The sequence below is a fragment of the Haloferax sp. YSSS75 genome (assembly GCF_046764215.1).
Classification (GTDB): Archaea; Halobacteriota; Halobacteria; order Halobacteriales; family Haloferacaceae; genus Haloferax.
In genome coordinates, this window is the sequence record NZ_CP177206.1 from 643334 (window position 1) to 660289 (window position 16956).

Below are 16956 nucleotides of genomic sequence, written 5' to 3' on the forward strand. Positions count from 1 at the left end.
CGTCCCTGATATTCGGCTAGCGTATCGCCGAGCCATCGGGCCGTTTCGCTCCTTCGGAATCGTGGACGACGATTTCTCCGCGGTCGGTTTCGACAGGGCTGTAGGCGTCGGCGACGTCGATTGCCTCCGCTATCTCGCGGACGGCACGTTCTTTGAGTGCCGCGGCCATCTCCTCTGCGTCCTCCCGAGAGATGTCCCGCCCGAGGCCCTCACACTCGTGGGCGCGGACGATTCCCTCTTCGTCGACGGCCTCTCCCATCGGTTGACTCGTGCCCGCGACGTCGACGCTGAACGGGTACGTCTCACAGATGAGCGGTCTGTCGGCGTGGACCCGACAGGCGCCCTGTCCCGCGTCGTCTTCCTCGTAGAATCGGCAGTCGCCGCAGGCGTCCGTCTGGAGTGCCCACTCGAACGTCTCGCCTTCGAGTCCGTCGTCCCCCTCTTCGAGGCCGTACGGCATCGGTCTGGCGACGTCTCTCCACTCCATCGAGGTTGCGTCCTGAACCACCCGCACTTCGTCGGGGAAGACAGTCGCCGTATGTGGCTCTCGCTCACCATCGTCGGTGTCGTAGCCTTTGCAGCACGCGCCACAGCGCGTGCACTCGAAGCCGATAGACTCGATGGCGTCGGCCAGTTCCGACACGTCGAGTTCGCGGGCGCGTGCGAGTTCGGCTTCGAGGTCCATACCCGTCCTGCGGGCGCGAGCGCCAAGAGGCACGCGGTTCCGTCCGGTCGAACTGCGCTGCCGACCACCGCCCATGTCGCGTCAGCGAGGGCCGGCACGCTCTTCGACTGGGTCCCACCGGACGCGACGTTCGGCGGCGAGTTTCTCGATGTGGGCGACGACTGTCGCCCGGGCGAGGTCACGGACGGCCGAGATATCCTTGTCGTAGGCGGCGTCAGTGACGGCGTCGGCCGTCTCGTTGCCCGCGCGGATAGCGTCGAGAATCTTGGCTTCGCGGGCGTTTCGGTGGGCTATCAAACGGGCCAGTGTCGCGCGCGAGTCCCGTATCTCCGGGCCGTGTCCGGGATAGAGCGTGGCGGGGTTTCGGGCGTGTAGTCGTCTGAGCGCGACGAGGTAGGCGCGGACGTCTCCCTCGGGCGCACCGACGACGACGCTCCCCTCGGCGACTGCGAGGTCACCGGTCAGATAGTCGTCGCCGACGACGAACGTCACGTGGTCACGCGCGTGGCCGGGCGTGTCGAGCACTTCGACACCGGACCCGACGGGTATCGTCGTCCCCTCGACGAACGTTCGGTCGGGTTCGACGCCGGTCGCTTTCTCGAACTCTCGCTCTCGCCCGCGTCGACACCAGACGACGGCTCCCGTCTCGCGGGCGTAGTCTGCGACAGCGCCGACGTGGTCCGAGTGCGTGTGAGTCACCGCGACGTGGTCGATGCCGCCGTCTTCGACGCGTTCGTCGAGTTCGGCGGTCCGGGCCGCCGGGTCCACGAGCAGACGCTCGGTGTCGCCGGCGACGAGATACGCGTTCGTCGCACCGGTGGGTGAGCGAGTCGAGACGGGGACGGAGACGCGCGAGACGTGCATGGCGTCGGCTACGCTCGCGGGTGGTTTATCCGATTCGACAGAAGTGGTGGCTTGGTCTGCGGGGTTTCGCCCCCGCGGGCGTCGTCGTCTACGGTACGGTGGTCGGTCGGCTTACGTGTTGAGGAAGTAGACCTGCTTGCGCGCGTCCTTGAAGGAGTAGCGCGACCCGACGAGGTCAGACTCTTCGAGACGGTTGAGCGCGTAGCGAACGGTCCGGTCCGGAAGCAGCGACTCCTCGGCGAGTTGGCCCTGCGAGAGCGGGGCATCGCTTTCGAGAACTTTGGCGACGAGCTTCGCGCTCGGTGGGAGTTCGCGGAGACGGTCTCGGAACTCGGCTTCCGAGAGGATGTCTTCTGTATCAGGCTCTGCAGTTGTGGTGCTCATACCTGTGACAGTAAACTCCTCTGTGTTAAGAGTTAGCTTCAAGTGTGACAAAACAATGCAGACACCTTATACACATATTATCGGGCGCGATTCTGGCTATTTTCGGGAGACTGCGTCCGTTTTGCCCGGTGAAGACGCACTCCGAACTGACTGTCCGTTCGCGTGTCATCCGGCCTGTTTGCGTTTGTCGACGGCGGGCGCACCGACTCGGTAACTCCCCATCGGCGCGCGACAGTCGGGACAGTGGACGACCAACCACTCCTCGAAGACGTGTCTCGTTAGCTCTTCGGCGTCGTGGATCGACCCACACTTTCGGCACGTTGGCATGTACCATGCTAGGCGCTCTACTGACGAAAGTATATCCATAGACAGCAACGCATATCCAGTACCGTTTTACCATCGCCCCCGCGAGTATGCGTAGCGTGAAAGGAAAGGAGTGGTACCAGGCCGACGAGGTCGCCCAGGAGTACGACTCGAAGCGGTTCTCCAAGGGTGGTCGGCTCATTGACCGGCGAGAAAAAGAGGCAGTCCTCGCGGCACTCGGCCCTGTCGAGGACAAGAACATCCTCGAAATCGCTTGTGGGACCGGTCGGTTCACCGTGATGCTCGCACAGGAAGGTGCGAACGTCGTCGGACTGGACATCTCTCGGGCGATGATGGTACAGGGGCGGGAGAAGGCCCGAGCAGCGGGTGTTTCCGACCGGATAGAGTTCCTCCGGGGGGACGCTGCGCGCCTTCCATTCCCAGACGATTACTTCGACGCCGTGTTCGCGATGCGGTTTTTCCACCTCGCGGACACGCCAGCGAAGTTCTTGGCCGAGATGGCTCGCGTCTCGAAAGACCAGGTGTTTTTCGATACGTTCAACGACCAGAGTCTTCGAGTCGCGTACAACTGGTTGTTGCCGATGGGGTCGCGACTCTACTCCGAACGGGAGGTCAACAGACTCCTCCACGACGCGGGACTCGAACTCAGGGACGCGAAACACGACTTCGTCGTCCCGTTCGGCTTCTACCGAAAGGTGCCAAACGGCATCGCGCGGCCGTTCCGGTCGCTGGACCTCTCTGTCGGGAACACACCGATTGGCGACGATATCGCGTCGGTTTCGTACTGGAACGCACACGTCGGAGAGACGGCGGACGCGGAGTCACGCGCGTCGACTCGCGCGAGCGACGCAGAGTAAATACGCGATACGCTCACGCGATACACTTTAACACGGTTCTCGATTCACATTTAAGTACGTCCATCGCAAGTGTCCGGTATGGACCTCTCGGTTGTGCTCCCGACACTCAACGGTCGGGACCGTCTCGCCACCAGCCTCGACGCGCTGGCCGAGTACGCCCCGGATGCCGAGGTCATCGTCGTCAACGGCCCGTCGGCCGATGGGACGACCGGGATGGTGAGAGAACGTTCGGACGTCGACGTCCTCGTCGAACTCTCGGACCGAAATCTCAACGTCGCACGGAACGCGGGTATCGAAGTCGCGACTGGCGACGTCATCGCACTCCTCAGATACGACCTCTCCGTCGAACCGACGTGGCTGTCGGCCCTGGAGGCGACTATCGACGACGCAGACGTCGTCACCGGACCGTTACACCAGACGCTGAGTAACGGCATGACGACCGAATCGTTAGAGGAGAACACCATCGCTGGCCGGCACGTCACCTACTTCAACGGCGGCAACGTCGCGTTCCGACGGCGCATCCTCGAATCACTCGACGGGTTCGACGAGTATCTCCAGACGGGTGGTGCCCGCGACGCCGCCCATCGTCTCGCGGACCTCGGACGAACCGTCACGTGGGCGCCCGAGATGTGCGTTCGACGTGATTTCGAGGCCGACGGCGGCATCTCGGAACGTGAGTGGGGGTGGAAGTATCGCGCGCTGACGTACCGTCTCGTGAAGAACTACGGCCTGCGACCGGCCACTGTCGAACGAACCGCGAAACACGCTATCTCTGACGGGTTCGAAGCTGCGGTCGGTGTCATCAAAGGCGATGTGACACCGTCTGGGTGGGTTGGAACTGGTCGTGACGTGCTCGCCGGTATCGCGACGGGTGCGTCCGACGGGATGGTCGCCCGTGCCCGTGACCGCTCGCGCGCCCGGAACCCACACGGTTGTTCGGCGCGAGCAGACCGTGCAGTCGCCCGCTACGACTGGCGCTGAGTGTCTTTTCCTACTTCCTACGTCTCTCCGGGCGCGAGCGCCGAGATGACTCGGGCCGCGTTCTTCGCGAACGCCTTCGCCATCGCGTCTTCCGACACGTCGAGCGTCAGTATCTCCATGACGCCGACGTTCGGGTGTGTCTCGGGTGAACCGCTTCCGAACAGCACACGGTCCGGGTGTTCGAGCAGTGCCTGTTCGAGGACGCTCCGGTAGCGGACGAAACTCGTGTCCAGATAGAAGTCGTCGTGGTCGTCGAGCAAGTCCATCGCCTCCTGCATCAGGTCTCGATTCAGTGGGAACCCACCGAAACTGGAGAGAATCACGGGGAATCGCCCCAACAACGAGTCGGCGACTGCGCTCGGTTCGAACTCCTTCCCTCCTTCTACGAAGACCGGGAGTCCGACGTCTTCGAGCATCGACAACGTCTCCTCGTCCGGGAGTCCGTCTTTTGCCGGTGCGAGGGTGAACCCGTGGAAACGGTCGTCGTAGGCGTACTGTTCGACGTCGTCGGGGTCGGTGTGGTAGTCTTTCCGCGAGGACGTGAGGTTTCGGAGGCGTGCGGACGTCCGACCACTCGGGTCACGCGGGCCGTTGACCCGGGCGAACGCGAGGAACGGTCGGTCGACGCTCATCCGCGCGACGGCGTTGTTCGGTCGGAGATAACTCTGGTCGCCCGGTTGTGCGCCCGGTGAGACGATGGCCCGCACGACGCCCGCCTGATGTAGTTCCCGCTCTAATCGCTCGGGGCTAATCTCTCGCCCGCGCGTCGCAATCGACTGTTTGTCCGGGTCGAGGCGGGCGTTCACGTCGACCACCCTGAACCCATGTTCCAACTCCAGCATCGTGAAGTCGGTCACCGGTGTGCGTCAAATAGGTTGTACAATCGCCGCGCCGGGGGCGGCCGAACGTGACTTCCATTTGACCAGTTCCGCGACCGGTCGAATAGTCACGGACGACAGACGTTTATTTCTCCTAGACAGTCGCGAGAGAACGCAACGACGCAGTTTTTTGGTCTGGTCGGGCCAACAGGTACTGTGTGTCTTATTGCGGAGGTTCTCGTTCCACTTTCTGCGCTTCCTGTCGGCCGACCAGTCGAAGAATACGACGTCGAACTCGAACTGGAGCAGGCGGTTCCCGTCTCGGACACTCCGTCGTACGTCTGGGCGTGGGGACCCGATGCAGCGGATTTTCACGATGCAGTCGAATCTGTCCTCGGTGACCCCGTGAAGTTAGTCGGAACCGTTCCGAACGGCGCACTCTACGGGTCGGAGTGGAATTTCAGTGAGAGTCGGTTGCTCGCAGGGTTAGGTGAGCACGGTGTGGTCCTCCTCGAGTGTGTGACGGCGACCGAATTCTGGCGACTACGCCTCCGCGTCCCGTCTCACAGTGCCCTCAGTGACCTCAAACGCTACTGGGCGAACAACGGTATCGACTCCGAGTTCGACCAAATCGTCCCGCTTTCGGGCCACGAGACGTCTCCGAGCGAGGAGTTGACCGACAGTCAACGCGAAGCCCTGCTTCTCGCTCTCGAAAACGGCTACTTCGACGAACACCGGCGAACCTCTCTCGACGAACTCGGGTCGGAACTCGATATCTCGCGACAGGCGGTGGCGGCGCGTCTCCGCCGAGCGTACCGAACACTCGCGGAATTAATCCGCGAAGAATCTCGTTGACGCCGACGTCTTACATAGTCAACCCACACCCATACGTACTCCACTGCCGTTGCGGACTGTATGGACGACCAGCTAGACGACAACGCTGGGTCCGTGGTAACCATCTCCGCTGACCGATATGACGACGTAGCAGTTGCGATAACTTCGGCTGTCGCGACAGCAACTGAACTCAGTCCCCTCGAACTTCCTCCACTGGCTGAAATCGGTGTCGACCCCGAGGCACTCGATGCAATATTCAAACCATCTCGCGACCCGACTCGCCGCGTTACGTTCCACTACGCCGGACTTCTCGTCTCGCTGTTCGGTGATGGAACGGTCACCGTCACACCGCAGGACGGTTGATTAGATTACCGCGTGACCGCTTGACCTGTACATCGGCGCCCTGTCGTGCGATTTCATAGCGCACTCTGGGCGAAACATATTTATAGAACTGCAATCGTTGATAGCGCTTGAGGTTTCAATATGGCTTCACGAATGCAGCAACCGTTATACATTCTCGCAGAGGGCACGAACCGGACTCGCGGCCGCTCCGCACAGGACTCGAACATCCGCGCCGGGAAGGCCGTCGCAGAAGCCGTACGGACCACACTCGGCCCGCGCGGCATGGACAAGATGCTCGTCGACTCCTCTGGCGACGTCGTCATCACGAACGACGGCGCGACGATTCTCCAGAAGATGGACATCGAGCACCCCGCCGCGCAGATGATTGTCGAAGTCTCTCAGACGCAGGAAGACGAAGTCGGTGACGGGACGACCACCGCCGCCGTCCTCACCGGTGAACTTCTCGCCCACGCCGAGGACCTCCTCGACTCGGACCTCCACCCGACAGTCATCGTCGAGGGATACACCGAGGCGGCCCGTATCGCCCAAGAGACGCTCGACGACATGGTCCTCGACGTCGACCTGGACGACGAACTCCTCCAGAAAGTCGCCGAGTCGTCGATGACCGGGAAGGGCACCGGTGACGTCACCGCCGACGTGCTCGCGAAACACGTCGTCAAGGCCGTCAAGATGGTCCACGAGGACCAAAACGGGTCGTTCAAGCGCGACGACGTTCGCGTCCTGACTCGCACCGGCGCGTCGTCCTCGGCGACCGAACTCGTCGAGGGCGTCGTCCTCGACAAGGAACCCGTCAACGAGAACATGCCCCACGCCGTCGAAGACGCGACTGTCGCCGTCCTCGACATGAAACTCGAAGTCCGCAAGGGTGAGGTCGACACCGAGTACAACATCACCTCCGTCGACCAACTCACCGCGGCTATCGACGCCGAAGACCGAGAACTCCGCGGGTACTCGAAGGCCCTGAAGGACGCCGGAGTCGACGTGGTGTTCTGCACGAAGGCTATCGACGACCGAGTCGCTGGGTTCCTCGCCGACGCGGGCATCCTCGCGTTCAAGAGCGTCAAGAAGTCCGACGCTCGTGCGCTCGCCCGCGCCACCGGCGCGAAGCGTCTCGGGTCGCTCAAGGATATCGACCCGTCCGACCTCGGACACGTCGACTCCGTCAGCATCCGCCGCTTCGGTGACGACGAACTCACCTTCGTCGAGGGCGGTGCCGCGGCCAAGTCCGTGACCCTGTTCCTCCGTGGCGGCACCGAACACGTCGTCGACGAACTCGAACGCGCCATCAACGACTCCGTCGACGTGGTCGTCGCCGCCATCGACAAGGGCGGTGTCGTCCCCGGTGCTGGCGCGACCGAAATCGCGATTGCCGACCGCATCCGGTCTGAAGCCGCCGGTATCGAGGGTCGCAAGCAACTCGCCGTCGAGGCGTACGCCGACGCCGTCGAAGCACTCCCGCGCACGCTCGCCGAGAACACCGGCATGGACCCCATCGACGCCCTCGTTGACCTCCGCGCTCGCTACGAGAACGAAGGCATCGCCGGCATCATCTCGACCGGTCGCTCGGGTGAAATCGGTGACCCCATCGAACACGGCGTCATCGACCCCGTCGCCGTCAAGCGTGAGGCTGTGGAGTCCGCGACTGAAGCCGCGACGATGATTGTCCGCATCGACGACGTCATCGCCGCCAAGTAAGCAGTTTCCTCCACCCCGGAGACTGCATTCGACGGCCATCGACCATTTTCCCTGTCCCACTCCCCGAGAGCGACTGCTTCTGGTCGTCCCCCAGAACTCACACCCGTGGCAACCGCCACTCGTAGCGGAGTGCGAGCATCCGCACCGTGAACACGAGCGCGGCACAGAGCGCCGACGGAACGGCAGTCGGTGCGCCCACTGCCTCGGCGGCGAGGAACGCGACGCCACCCACGACTGCCGGCGTCGCGTAGAAGTCGTCGCGGAGGACGGTCGGAACGCGTCCGATGAGGATGTCCGCGATAGACCCGCCGCCGACGGCCGTGATGGTCGCGAGGATGACGATACCGAACGGCGAGACGCCCGCTTCGACGCCCACGAGCGCGCCCGTCGCGGCGAACGCCGAGAGCCCAATCGCGTCCGAGGTCAAGAATGCAGGATGGTCTCGAACCTGTCCGTGGAGCGAGTGAATGAGGACGAGCGCGAGCGCGACGCCGACGAGTGCGACGCTCATGTCTCCCGTCGTCGCGAGTGACGCTGGGAGTTTATCGACGAGCACGTCTCGGGTCGTCCCGCCGCCGAGTGCCGTGACCACGCCGAGCACTGCGACGCCGAAGATGTCGAGGCCGGCGTCGGCAGCTTTGAGCGACCCCGCGATGGCGAACGCCAGCAGTCCGACGACGTTCATCACCGCGAAGGGGTCGATGGTTGTGACCGCCATCACTCGACGGTGAAGGTGACGACGTCGCCCGGTTCGAGACCGAACGCTTCGTCGCCTCGGCCGTGATTCACGTCACACTCGACGTTGCCGTGACTGCCGACGGTGACCAGTTGTTCGCCGCGCGAGACTGCTTCGAACGTGTGGCCGACTGGGACGGGTTCGCCGTTTACACTGACGGTGTCGTGGTCGCGGACGAACGACCCCGGGACGTTCGTGATACAGTTCCCGAAGTCGTCGACGACGAGGACTTCACCGGTCGCCGTCCCTTCGTCGTCAACGTCGGCGGTCGGAAACCGCAGGTCCGTGAGCGACTCGACGGCGATGGGTTCGAACCGGTCGACCGAATCGAGCGCGTCCGCGCCAGCGACGTGGGCATCGGCCGCAGCGGGGGCGAATACGTCGCGGCCGTGGAACGTCGACGAGTCGGGGTCCGAGACGCGAATCTCGTAGGCTTCGACCGGTGTCTCAGCGTCACGTTCGGCGTCACTCTCGGCTTCGATGCGGCGCGCTGGGGGGCGAAGCACGCCGTTGTCGGGGCCGACGAACACGTGGTCGCCGACGCGGAAGACGAGTGCGCGTCTGTCGGTTCCGACGCCGGGGTCGACGACGACGAGATGCGTCGCAGGGGGGAAGTACGGGAGCGTCTCGCGGAGCCAGAACGCCGCCGCGCGAACGTCCTGTCGGGGGAAATCGTGACCCACGTCGACGAGTCGGGCATCGGTTCGAGAGAGGATGACGCCCTTCATCGCGGCGGGGTATGCGGACCCGAAGTCGGACGCGAGCGTAATCATCTCAACAGGGGTTCGAGTCGTCGGTGGCGTCGCCCGGGACGCGCTCCGGCCGGTCGGTGTCGGTGATGTGCTGGATTCGTTCGATACCGCCGATTTCGTGGACGACGTCGGCGACGGCGTCCGGGACGAGCGACTCCCAGTCTCGGTCCTCTATCATGCGCTGTCGGACCTCGGTCCCCTCCAGCACCTCGCGGTTGAACATAGGCGACTGTCGAACTTCGACGCCCGCCTCGTGGAACAACTGGATGACCAGTGGGTTGTTCGAATAGGCGACTTCGAACGCCGGCGACATCGACTGGACGTGGCTGACCCACACCGAGTTGCGGTCCAAGTCCTCGATGGGAACCGCGTACGTCGTGATGTCGAAATCCGAGACGGCCTTGTTGACCATCATGATTCGTTCGCCGGCAGTGAACGGATTGCGCGGCGAGTGTGAGTCGCCGGCGGACCCGATACCGAGAACGAGCTCGTCGACTTCTGAGGCGATTTCTTCGACCATTCGGTGGTGGCCGTTGTGGTACGGCTGGAATCGGCCGATGTAGAACCCCCGCATCGGTCGGCCGTTAGGTCGGACTACTTATAAATACGCCGAGTTGGCTGAATTCCGGTATTCTAGGGGTAGGAAGGCCGAAACCGGTCGTATCGGCACTGTACGAGGTACGCAACCGGGGAGAAAGTATATCAGGCGCAGGGCCTACATTAGAAGTAGCGACGACAGTTCTATGAGTAACGATACGAATACCGACGACAGCCTCCAAGAGCAGGAGGATTCGCCCGCCGAGACGCCCTTCGACGAGGGCGGCGACAGCGGGTCGGATCTCCAACACGAGGAGGCCGAAGAGGTCGATGAGAAAACTATCGACGACCTCGGGAGCGACGTCGAAATCGAGGCCGACGTGGCCGAAGACGTGGACGAAAACGACCTTCTCGGTGGACTCCAGATAGAGTCCTCCGAAGAGATTACCGTTCCAGACCGACTGGTCGACCAGGTCATCGGACAGGAACACGCCCGCGACGTCATCATGAAGGCGGCAAAACAGCGCCGCCACGTCATGATGATTGGCTCCCCGGGGACGGGGAAGTCGATGCTCGCGAAGGCGATGTCCGAACTCCTCCCCCGCGAGGAGCTTCAAGACGTTCTCGTCTACCACAACCCCGACGACGGCAACGCCCCCAAGGTCCGTACTGTTCCCGCGGGCAAAGGCGACCAAATCGTCGAGGCCCACAAAGAGGAAGCACGCAAGCGCAATCAGATGCGCTCGTTCCTCATGTGGATCATCATCGCGGTGGTGCTGGGCTACTCGCTCATCATCGCCCAACAGGTCCTCCTCGGCATCCTCGCTGCGGGTATCATCTATCTCGCGTTCCGCTATGGTTCCCGCGGCAGCGACGCGATGGTTCCGAACCTCATCGTGAACAACGCCGACCAGAAGGCCGCGCCCTTCCAGGACGCGACCGGTGCCCACGCTGGTGCCCTGCTCGGTGACGTCCGGCACGACCCGTTCCAGTCCGGTGGGATGGAGACGCCGAGCCACGACCGCGTCGAACCCGGGGCCATCCACAAGGCCAACAAGGGTGTCCTGTTCATCGACGAGATAAACACGCTCGACGTGCGCAGTCAGCAACACCTGATGACGGCGATTCAGGAAGGCGCGTTCGGCATCACCGGCCAGTCCGAACGCTCGTCGGGTGCGATGGTTCAGACCGAACCCGTCCCGACGGACTTCATCATGATTGCCGCAGGGAACCTCGACGCGATGGAGAACATGCACCCCGCACTCCGCTCCCGTATCAAAGGGTACGGGTACGAGGTGTACATGGACGACACCATCGAGGACAGTCCCGAGATGCGCCGGAAGTACGCACGCTTCGTGGCGCAGGAAGTCTCGAACGACGGCCGTCTGCCGCACTTCACCAACGAGGCAATCGAGGAAATCATCCTCGAAGCCCGTCGCCGTGCCGGCCGGAAGGGTCACCTGACCCTCGAATTCCGTAACCTCGGTGGGTTGGTCCGCGTCGCGGGCGACATCGCTCGCGGCGAGAGTGCAGAACAGACTACCCGCGACCACGTGCTGCAGGCAAAGCGCCGCGCACGCTCCATCGAGCAACAGATTGCAGACCAGTACATCGAGCGCCGCAAGGACTACGAACTCTCGGTCAACGACGGGTTCGTCACCGGCCGTGTCAACGGTCTCGCAGTCATGGGACAGGACTCCGGTATCATGCTCCCCGTGATGGCAGAAGTCACGCCGTCGCAGGGTCCGGGACAGGTCATCGCCACGGGGCAACTCAAGGAGATGGCCGAAGAGTCCGTCCAGAACGTCTCGGCCATCATCAAGAAGTTCTCCAACCAGGACCTCTCCGAGATGGACGTGCACGTGCAGTTCGTCCAGACCGGCCAGCAGGGTGTCGACGGTGACTCCGCGTCCATCACGGTCGCGACCGCCGTCATCTCCGCACTGGAGGACATCCCCATCGACCAGTCGGTCGCCATGACCGGGTCGCTGTCGGTGCGCGGTGACGTGCTGCCTGTCGGCGGTGTCACGCACAAAATCGAGGCCGCCGCCAAGGCCGGTTGTACGACGGTCATCATCCCGGCCGCGAACGAACAGGACGTCATGATCGAAGACGAGTACAAGGAGATGATAGACATCATCCCTGTCTCCCACATCAGCGAAGTCCTCGACGTCGCCCTCGAAGGCGAACCCGAGAAGGACTCGCTCGTGGACCGTCTCAAGAGCATCACTGGCTCTGCCCTCAAGAAGGGCAAGGGTGTCGGGCCCTCCAGCCCTAGCCCGCAGTAACGCGGGATGACCGACTGGGCGGCGTTTACGGGGTTTACCGGCCTCGTCCTCGTCGCTCTCCTCTCTTTCGCATATTTCTCACGAGGATTACCACACGGAGACGGTGTCTCGGCGTTTTCGTCCGACGACAGCGACTCCCGAGTGTCGACTCCGAGCGACGACGCGCCCGCTGGTGGCGACGTCGTCGTCGACGCGGACACCGACGAAGCGACTGTCTCTCACCTCGACGACGGGGCTGCCTCTCCCCCCGACGACGAGGCTGTGTCCCACGCTGCACTCCGCACCGACGACCACGCTACGCCCCACACTGGCGACACCGAACCGAGTGCAGAGACGTCGGCGGACCACGACCCCACACCGACCCATCAGGCGTCGGACGGAGACTCGCTCCCGACAGACATGCCGACTTACCTCCTCATCGCCAACGTCGCCGTCTCGCAGGCGGTGTTGGGCGGGTTCTTGGCCTTCGGCGCGTGGTACGCGGGCGTCCCGGTGTCTGCATTCGGTCTCTCGCCGGGCGACGTGCCGACGAAACTGGGACTGGGCGTCGCACTCGGCGTCGCCCTCTACGTGGTAAACCGGGTCGGGTCGTCACTCAGTCGGCGACTCGGATTCGCCCCCGACGAGGCGCTCAGGGAGACGCTCACACCCGAGACACCGACCGGGTGGGTGTTGTTGCTCGTCGTTGCCCTACCGCTCATCGCAGGGTTCGAAGAACTGCTGTTCAGAGGTGCGCTCGTCGGTGCACTCTCCGTCGGACTCGACGTGTCACCGTGGTTCCTGGCCGCCGTCTCGTCGGTTGCGTTCGGGGTGGGCCACACTGCACAGGGTCGTCTCGGAATCGTCGTCACCGGTCTCCTCGGATTCGTCCTCGCGGCGACGTTCGTCCTCACCGGGAGTCTGCTGGTGGTCGTCGTCGCCCACTACCTCGTCAACGCGCTGGAGTTCGTCGGCAACGAACTCTTCGGCTGGTGAGAATCCGAGACGGTGACCCCGGTGCGGGGATGCGTTCAAGTGCTCGGCCCTCGCGTATCCAGTATGGACATCGACACGAGGGTGCTGACACAGGCTGGACTCATCGGATATCTCGTCTTGGTCGTCGCCGCAATCGCGACGGGGAATCCGACACTTCGGTTGTTGTCAGACGCCGCGTTCGGTATCGTCGCTATCCTTCTCGGCGTCGTCACACTGCAGGTTCCGGTCGACAGTCAGTTGAAATACATCGCTGGCGGTGGGTTTCTCCTCGCCGGCATCGCACAGTTCGCCGAACTCGTGACTGGTCTCCAGTCCATCGCGTTCGCGAGTACGTTGTTCTTGCTCGCCGGCCTGCTCGGCTATCTCGCGCTTCGCCGGCAGACCGACGCCGCACCGTTCTGACCGGCGGTCAGAGTCCTTCCACCTGCCGAAGTGCATCGACGACGTCGTCGGGTGCTGCGCTCGGGCCGTCTCGAACGCGATGGTCGGGGATGACGACTGGGATGGGATTGGCGGCCAGCGCCTCGCGAACGAGACGCTTCGAGTCGTCGTCTTCTGGGTCTAATCCCGCCATTCGAACGAGTACGCCGACGTCGACTGTCTCACCCTGGGGGACGTTTCGGAGTGCCTCCAGCACCGACCGCTGGTCGGTGGGGACGGTGAGACCGATTGGAATCTCGTCGAGTTCGGCGTCGCCTCTGTCTATCGCGTCGAGGACGGCGTCGAGATACGCGTTGTCGCGCTCGGCGTCGTCGGGGACGGTGTCGGGAAACGAGACGCTGATGAGCTTCCCACTGACCACACCGACCTGTACGACGCGGCCGAGTGCTGTCGATTCGCGGGCGTAGATTCCGGAGACGTCCATACGTTCGCGTGTCCACGCCGGAGGCTTGACCCTTCCGGCGATACTCTCGCTCGCGTACGCGCGCGAAAGACGGTCAGTCTCCCCGCCGACGCAAGGCTTATGTACAAATGAGTCCGTCAGTGTACATCAATGAACGCTAGCGGAGATGAATTAGCTCCGGAAGTGCGTGCCATCTTGGACGCCGCACGGGAGCGCCCGGGTGGCGACACCCGCGTCTCGGTCGATGCGCGGTCGTTTCCTGACGCCGTCAGAGAGACGGTGGCCGACGGTCGGGTCCCCGTCATCACCGAGGTAAAGCCGACGAGTCCGACTACGCCGGGCGTCCGCGACGACGACCCAGTCGAATTGGCCCGCGAGATGGTCGCTGGTGGCGCGACAGCGCTGTCTGTCCTCACCGAACCCGACCACTTCGGCGGGTCCCTCGAATCGCTTCGTCGCATCCGTGACGCTGTGGACGTGCCGGTCCTCCGGAAGGACTTCGTCATGCGCGAGGACCAACTGGATGCGGTCGAATCCGACCTCGTCCTCCTCATCGCACGGTTCGTCGGTGAGGACCTCCCTGACCTCGTCGAGGCGGCCCGCGAACGGGGATTCCAACCGCTGGTCGAGGTGCACACGCGGGACGAACTCGTGGCGGCCCTCGCGGCAGGTGCGGACATCGTGGGAATCAACAACCGTGACCTCGCCAAACTCGACGTCGACCTGGGAACCTTCGAGGAACTCGCCCCCGAGGTTCCCGACGACGTGCTCCTCGTCGCAGAGAGCGGCGTGAAGACGCCCGACGACGTCCGACGAATGCGCGAGGCAGGCGCTGACGCCCTCCTCGTCGGGACAGCAATCATGGACGGCGACGTACGACAGAACACAGAGTCACTGACCACATCATCATGAGTGTCGACGGCAAATTCGGAGAGTACGGCGGACAGTACGTTCCCGAGGCCCTGATGCCGGCCATCGAGGAACTGGAAGACGCGTACGAGCGATACGTCCTGAACAACGAAGACGGGTTCATGGACGAGTTCCGCACGCGGTTGCGTGACTTCGGCGGGCGACCCACGCCACTCCAGCGTGCGGACCGCCTCTCGGAGCGCTACGACCGCGAGCTGTATCTCAAGCGCGAGGACCTCGTCCACGGGGGTGCACACAAACTCAACAACGCCCTCGGACAGGTCTTACTCGCGAAGTACATGGGCAAAGAGCGCATCATCGCGGAGACGGGTGCTGGCCAGCATGGCACGGCGACGGCGATGGCCTGCGCCCACCTCGATATGCCCTGTGAAATCTACATGGGCGAACGCGACATCAACCGCCAGCGCCCCAACGTCTTCCGGATGAAACTCAACGGGTCGGAGGTCAACCCTGTGACCGTTGGCCGCGGGACGCTCAAAGAGGCCATCTCGGAGACGATGCGCGACTGGGCGACGAACGTCGAAGACACCCACTACGTCATCGGGTCCGTCGTGGGCCCGCATCCGTTCCCGAGCATGGTTCGGGACTTCCAGTCGGTCATCTCCGAGGAGGCGCGCACACAGGCACACGAGAAGATGGGTCGACTCCCCGACGCCGTCCTCGCGTGTGCGGGCGGCGGATCGAACACGATGGGCGCGTTCGCCGAGTTCGTCTCCGACGACGACGTCGGACTCTACGCCGTCGAGGCGGGCGGGTCGACGCTCGAAGTCGACGAGGAAGCGGGTGTCGCCCCCAACTCGGCGTCGCTCACGACGGGGAGCGAAGGCATCCTCCACGGGGCGCGAACCAGCATCCTGCAGGACCACGACGGCCAGATTATGGAGTCACACTCCATCTCCTCGGGCCTCGACTACGCTGGCGTCGGCCCGGAACTTGCACACCTCGTGGACACCGGACGCGTCACTGCGGTCAACGTCGACGACGACGCCGCCCTGACCGCGTTCCACCGCCTCTCACAGATGGAAGGCATCATCCCTGCACTGGAGACGGCCCACGCCTTCGGGTATCTCGAAGCAGTCGCAGGCCCCGATGCACCCGACGACGCAGACGAACTCGGTGAGTTCGTCGTGGTCAACGTCTCCGGCCGCGGTGACAAGGACCTCGAATCGGCCATCGAGGAGACGTACGAGCGCGATATCGACATCGCGCCGAACATGGACGAGTTCACGGGGGGACTGTGATGTCGCTCGAAGACGCCTTCGCCGACGGTCCGGCGTTCATCCCGTATCTCGCCGCTGGCGACCCGGACTACGAGTCGTCGCTCGAATACGTCGAAGCGCTCGAACGCGGCGGTGCGGACATCATCGAACTCGGCCTGCCCTTCTCCGAACCCATCGCTGAGGGGCCGACCATCCAGAACGCCGTCGTCCGCTCGCTCGAAGGTGGAATGACGCCGACGCGGTTCTTCGAGTTCGTCGAGGACCTAGACGTGTCCGTGCCGCTGGTCTGCATGACCTACTACAACCTCATTTATCGCTATGGCGACGAACCCGGTCCGCGCCCGTTCGTCGAGAAGGCGGCCGAGGTGGGTATCGAGGGATTCGTCGTCCCCGACCTGCCGGCAGAGGAATCAGACCCGCTTCGAGAGGCTTGCGACGAGTTCGGCCTCGACCTGGTGTTCATCGTCGCACCGACGACGCGGGGCGAACGCCTCGAACGCATCATGGAACAAGTCTCGGGATACGTCTACGTGCAGGCGCGTCTCGGCACGACCGGTGCGCAGACGGACGTCTCCGACCAGACCGACTCCTCTCTCGGCCGGTTAGCCGACTACGACGTCCCCAAGGCCGTCGGGTTCGGAATTAGTAGCGGTGAACACGCAGAGAGAATCGTCCGAAGCGGTGCCGACGGTATCATCGTCGGCAGTGCGCTCGTGGACATCGTCGCACAGGGCCACGAGAACGGCGACGCCCCCGAAGTCGTCGCAGACCGCCTCGAAACGCTCGCCCGCGAACTCAAAGACGGTGCGGTGGTCGGTGCCTCGCAACGCCCACCGCATCCGGAACGCACATAACAGCTCTGACACCCA

The 16956-nt window shown here is 63.6% G+C and carries 20 protein-coding genes; 11 read left to right on the forward strand and 9 right to left on the reverse strand.

All coding sequences use genetic code 11. The features are described 5' to 3' along the window. Window positions 1–16 precede the first annotated feature (16 nt). The 4 genes from ACK3R5_RS03390 to ACK3R5_RS03405 form a co-directional block, all read right to left on the reverse strand. Complete coding sequence (locus ACK3R5_RS03390) at window positions 17–685, reverse strand: YkgJ family cysteine cluster protein (RefSeq protein ID WP_411965642.1); 669 nt, start codon at window positions 683–685, stop codon at window positions 17–19. 81 nt (window positions 686–766) lie between these two features. Then, complete coding sequence (locus tag ACK3R5_RS03395) at window positions 767–1549, reverse strand: MBL fold metallo-hydrolase (protein ID WP_411968068.1); 783 nt, start codon at window positions 1547–1549, stop codon at window positions 767–769. Between the two features lie 111 nt (window positions 1550–1660). Continuing rightward, window positions 1661–1933 (reverse strand): winged helix-turn-helix domain-containing protein, encoded by a 273-nt coding sequence (locus tag ACK3R5_RS03400; RefSeq protein WP_411965644.1) that lies wholly within the window; start codon window positions 1931–1933, stop codon window positions 1661–1663. Between the two features lie 165 nt (window positions 1934–2098). Beyond that, window positions 2099–2260: a hypothetical protein gene (locus ACK3R5_RS03405; protein ID WP_411965645.1), complete on the reverse strand. Its 162-nt coding sequence runs from the start codon at window positions 2258–2260 to the stop codon at window positions 2099–2101. Between the two features lie 95 nt (window positions 2261–2355). Between ACK3R5_RS03405 and ACK3R5_RS03410 the strand changes: the two genes are divergently transcribed. Together ACK3R5_RS03410 and ACK3R5_RS03415 are read left to right on the forward strand one after the other, a co-directional pair. Continuing rightward, entirely contained in the window at window positions 2356–3114 is a 759-nt protein-coding gene (locus ACK3R5_RS03410) for a class I SAM-dependent methyltransferase (RefSeq protein ID WP_411965780.1), read from the forward strand. Between the two features lie 78 nt (window positions 3115–3192). Continuing rightward, window positions 3193–4095 (forward strand): glycosyltransferase family 2 protein, encoded by a 903-nt coding sequence (locus ACK3R5_RS03415; protein WP_411965646.1) that lies wholly within the window; start codon window positions 3193–3195, stop codon window positions 4093–4095. Window positions 4096–4112: 17 nt separating this feature from the next. Here the strand turns inward: ACK3R5_RS03415 and ACK3R5_RS03420 are convergent, their stop codons facing one another. Next, window positions 4113–4937, reverse strand: coding sequence for an amidohydrolase family protein (locus tag ACK3R5_RS03420; protein WP_411968069.1), 825 nt, complete (start codon window positions 4935–4937; stop codon window positions 4113–4115). A gap of 192 nt (window positions 4938–5129) precedes the next feature. Between ACK3R5_RS03420 and ACK3R5_RS03425 the strand changes: the two genes are divergently transcribed. The 3 genes from ACK3R5_RS03425 to thsA all read left to right on the forward strand — a co-directional run bounded on the left by ACK3R5_RS03425 (window position 5130) and on the right by thsA (window position 7805). After that, window positions 5130–5768 (forward strand): helix-turn-helix domain-containing protein, encoded by a 639-nt coding sequence (locus ACK3R5_RS03425; RefSeq protein ID WP_411965648.1) that lies wholly within the window; start codon window positions 5130–5132, stop codon window positions 5766–5768. 60 nt (window positions 5769–5828) lie between these two features. After that, the gene (locus tag ACK3R5_RS03430; protein ID WP_411965649.1) at window positions 5829–6110 is read left to right on the forward strand and encodes a HalOD1 output domain-containing protein; all 282 of its coding nucleotides are present in this window, start codon (window positions 5829–5831) and stop codon (window positions 6108–6110) included. A gap of 132 nt (window positions 6111–6242) precedes the next feature. Further along, on the forward strand, window positions 6243–7805 hold the full coding sequence (gene thsA / locus ACK3R5_RS03435) for a thermosome subunit alpha (protein ID WP_411965650.1): 1563 nt from the start codon (window positions 6243–6245) through the stop codon (window positions 7803–7805). A gap of 97 nt (window positions 7806–7902) precedes the next feature. Here the strand turns inward: thsA and ACK3R5_RS03440 are convergent, their stop codons facing one another. From ACK3R5_RS03440 to ACK3R5_RS03450, 3 genes are read right to left on the reverse strand one after another with little or no spacing between them, the layout of a single operon-like run. After that, the gene (locus tag ACK3R5_RS03440; protein ID WP_411965651.1) at window positions 7903–8523 is read right to left on the reverse strand and encodes a trimeric intracellular cation channel family protein; all 621 of its coding nucleotides are present in this window, start codon (window positions 8521–8523) and stop codon (window positions 7903–7905) included. Continuing rightward, window positions 8523–9314 (reverse strand): S-adenosyl-l-methionine hydroxide adenosyltransferase family protein, encoded by a 792-nt coding sequence (locus tag ACK3R5_RS03445; RefSeq protein ID WP_411968070.1) that lies wholly within the window; start codon window positions 9312–9314, stop codon window positions 8523–8525. Before ACK3R5_RS03445 ends, ACK3R5_RS03440 begins: the two co-directional genes overlap by 1 nt. 1 nt (window position 9315) lies before the next feature. Further along, entirely contained in the window at window positions 9316–9867 is a 552-nt protein-coding gene (locus tag ACK3R5_RS03450) for a nicotinamide-nucleotide adenylyltransferase (protein ID WP_411965653.1), read from the reverse strand. A 169-nt stretch (window positions 9868–10036) separates the two neighbouring features. Between ACK3R5_RS03450 and lonB the strand changes: the two genes are divergently transcribed. The 3 genes from lonB (at window position 10037) to ACK3R5_RS03465 (ending at window position 13495) form a co-directional block, all read left to right on the forward strand. Continuing rightward, on the forward strand, window positions 10037–12118 hold the full coding sequence (lonB, locus tag ACK3R5_RS03455; protein ID WP_411965654.1) for an ATP-dependent protease LonB: 2082 nt from the start codon (window positions 10037–10039) through the stop codon (window positions 12116–12118). Window positions 12119–12124: 6 nt separating this feature from the next. Further along, a complete protein-coding gene (locus ACK3R5_RS03460; protein WP_411968072.1) occupies window positions 12125–13093 on the forward strand; it encodes a lysostaphin resistance A-like protein in 969 nt (322 codons plus the stop codon). A 63-nt stretch (window positions 13094–13156) separates the two neighbouring features. Beyond that, on the forward strand, window positions 13157–13495 hold the full coding sequence (locus ACK3R5_RS03465) for a hypothetical protein (RefSeq protein WP_411965656.1): 339 nt from the start codon (window positions 13157–13159) through the stop codon (window positions 13493–13495). A gap of 7 nt (window positions 13496–13502) precedes the next feature. Here the strand turns inward: ACK3R5_RS03465 and ACK3R5_RS03470 are convergent, their stop codons facing one another. Then, entirely contained in the window at window positions 13503–13958 is a 456-nt protein-coding gene (locus tag ACK3R5_RS03470; protein ID WP_411968073.1) for an MGMT family protein, read from the reverse strand. Window positions 13959–14087: 129 nt separating this feature from the next. Here ACK3R5_RS03470 and trpC point away from each other — a divergent pair, with 129 nt between their 5' ends. The 3 genes from trpC to trpA are packed head-to-tail and all read left to right on the forward strand — an operon-like array spanning window position 14088 to window position 16941. Continuing rightward, window positions 14088–14849: an indole-3-glycerol phosphate synthase gene (trpC, locus tag ACK3R5_RS03475; protein WP_411968074.1), complete on the forward strand. Its 762-nt coding sequence runs from the start codon at window positions 14088–14090 to the stop codon at window positions 14847–14849. Next, entirely contained in the window at window positions 14846–16108 is a 1263-nt protein-coding gene (gene trpB, locus ACK3R5_RS03480; RefSeq protein ID WP_411968075.1) for a tryptophan synthase subunit beta, read from the forward strand. The genes trpC and trpB overlap by 4 nt, the downstream gene beginning before the upstream one ends. After that, window positions 16108–16941 (forward strand): tryptophan synthase subunit alpha, encoded by an 834-nt coding sequence (gene trpA / locus ACK3R5_RS03485; protein WP_411968076.1) that lies wholly within the window; start codon window positions 16108–16110, stop codon window positions 16939–16941. Before trpB ends, trpA begins: the two co-directional genes overlap by 1 nt. Window positions 16942–16956 lie beyond the last annotated feature (15 nt).

Excerpts from the sequence above, each read along its gene's own strand:
- ACK3R5_RS03440 (WP_411965651.1), bottom strand. The coding sequence starts at position 8,523 with ATGGCGGTCACAACCATCGACCCCTTCGCGGTGATGAACGTCGTCGGA.
- ACK3R5_RS03390 (WP_411965642.1), bottom strand. The coding sequence starts at position 685 with ATGGACCTCGAAGCCGAACTCGCACGCGCCCGCGAACTCGACGTGTCG.
- ACK3R5_RS03445 (WP_411968070.1), bottom strand. The coding sequence starts at position 9,314 with ATGATTACGCTCGCGTCCGACTTCGGGTCCGCATACCCCGCCGCGATG.
- trpB (WP_411968075.1), top strand. The coding sequence starts at position 14,846 with ATGAGTGTCGACGGCAAATTCGGAGAGTACGGCGGACAGTACGTTCCC.
- ACK3R5_RS03405 (WP_411965645.1), bottom strand. The coding sequence starts at position 2,260 with ATGCCAACGTGCCGAAAGTGTGGGTCGATCCACGACGCCGAAGAGCTA.
- ACK3R5_RS03430 (WP_411965649.1), top strand. The coding sequence starts at position 5,829 with ATGGACGACCAGCTAGACGACAACGCTGGGTCCGTGGTAACCATCTCC.
- lonB (WP_411965654.1), top strand. The coding sequence starts at position 10,037 with ATGAGTAACGATACGAATACCGACGACAGCCTCCAAGAGCAGGAGGAT.
- ACK3R5_RS03400 (WP_411965644.1), bottom strand. The coding sequence starts at position 1,933 with ATGAGCACCACAACTGCAGAGCCTGATACAGAAGACATCCTCTCGGAA.
- ACK3R5_RS03415 (WP_411965646.1), top strand. The coding sequence starts at position 3,193 with ATGGACCTCTCGGTTGTGCTCCCGACACTCAACGGTCGGGACCGTCTC.
- trpA (WP_411968076.1), top strand. The coding sequence starts at position 16,108 with ATGTCGCTCGAAGACGCCTTCGCCGACGGTCCGGCGTTCATCCCGTAT.
- thsA (WP_411965650.1), top strand. The coding sequence starts at position 6,243 with ATGCAGCAACCGTTATACATTCTCGCAGAGGGCACGAACCGGACTCGC.
- ACK3R5_RS03450 (WP_411965653.1), bottom strand. The coding sequence starts at position 9,867 with ATGCGGGGGTTCTACATCGGCCGATTCCAGCCGTACCACAACGGCCAC.
- trpC (WP_411968074.1), top strand. The coding sequence starts at position 14,088 with ATGAACGCTAGCGGAGATGAATTAGCTCCGGAAGTGCGTGCCATCTTG.
- ACK3R5_RS03465 (WP_411965656.1), top strand. The coding sequence starts at position 13,157 with ATGGACATCGACACGAGGGTGCTGACACAGGCTGGACTCATCGGATAT.
- ACK3R5_RS03420 (WP_411968069.1), bottom strand. The coding sequence starts at position 4,937 with ATGCTGGAGTTGGAACATGGGTTCAGGGTGGTCGACGTGAACGCCCGC.
- ACK3R5_RS03395 (WP_411968068.1), bottom strand. The coding sequence starts at position 1,549 with ATGCACGTCTCGCGCGTCTCCGTCCCCGTCTCGACTCGCTCACCCACC.
- ACK3R5_RS03470 (WP_411968073.1), bottom strand. The coding sequence starts at position 13,958 with ATGGACGTCTCCGGAATCTACGCCCGCGAATCGACAGCACTCGGCCGC.
- ACK3R5_RS03460 (WP_411968072.1), top strand. The coding sequence starts at position 12,125 with ATGACCGACTGGGCGGCGTTTACGGGGTTTACCGGCCTCGTCCTCGTC.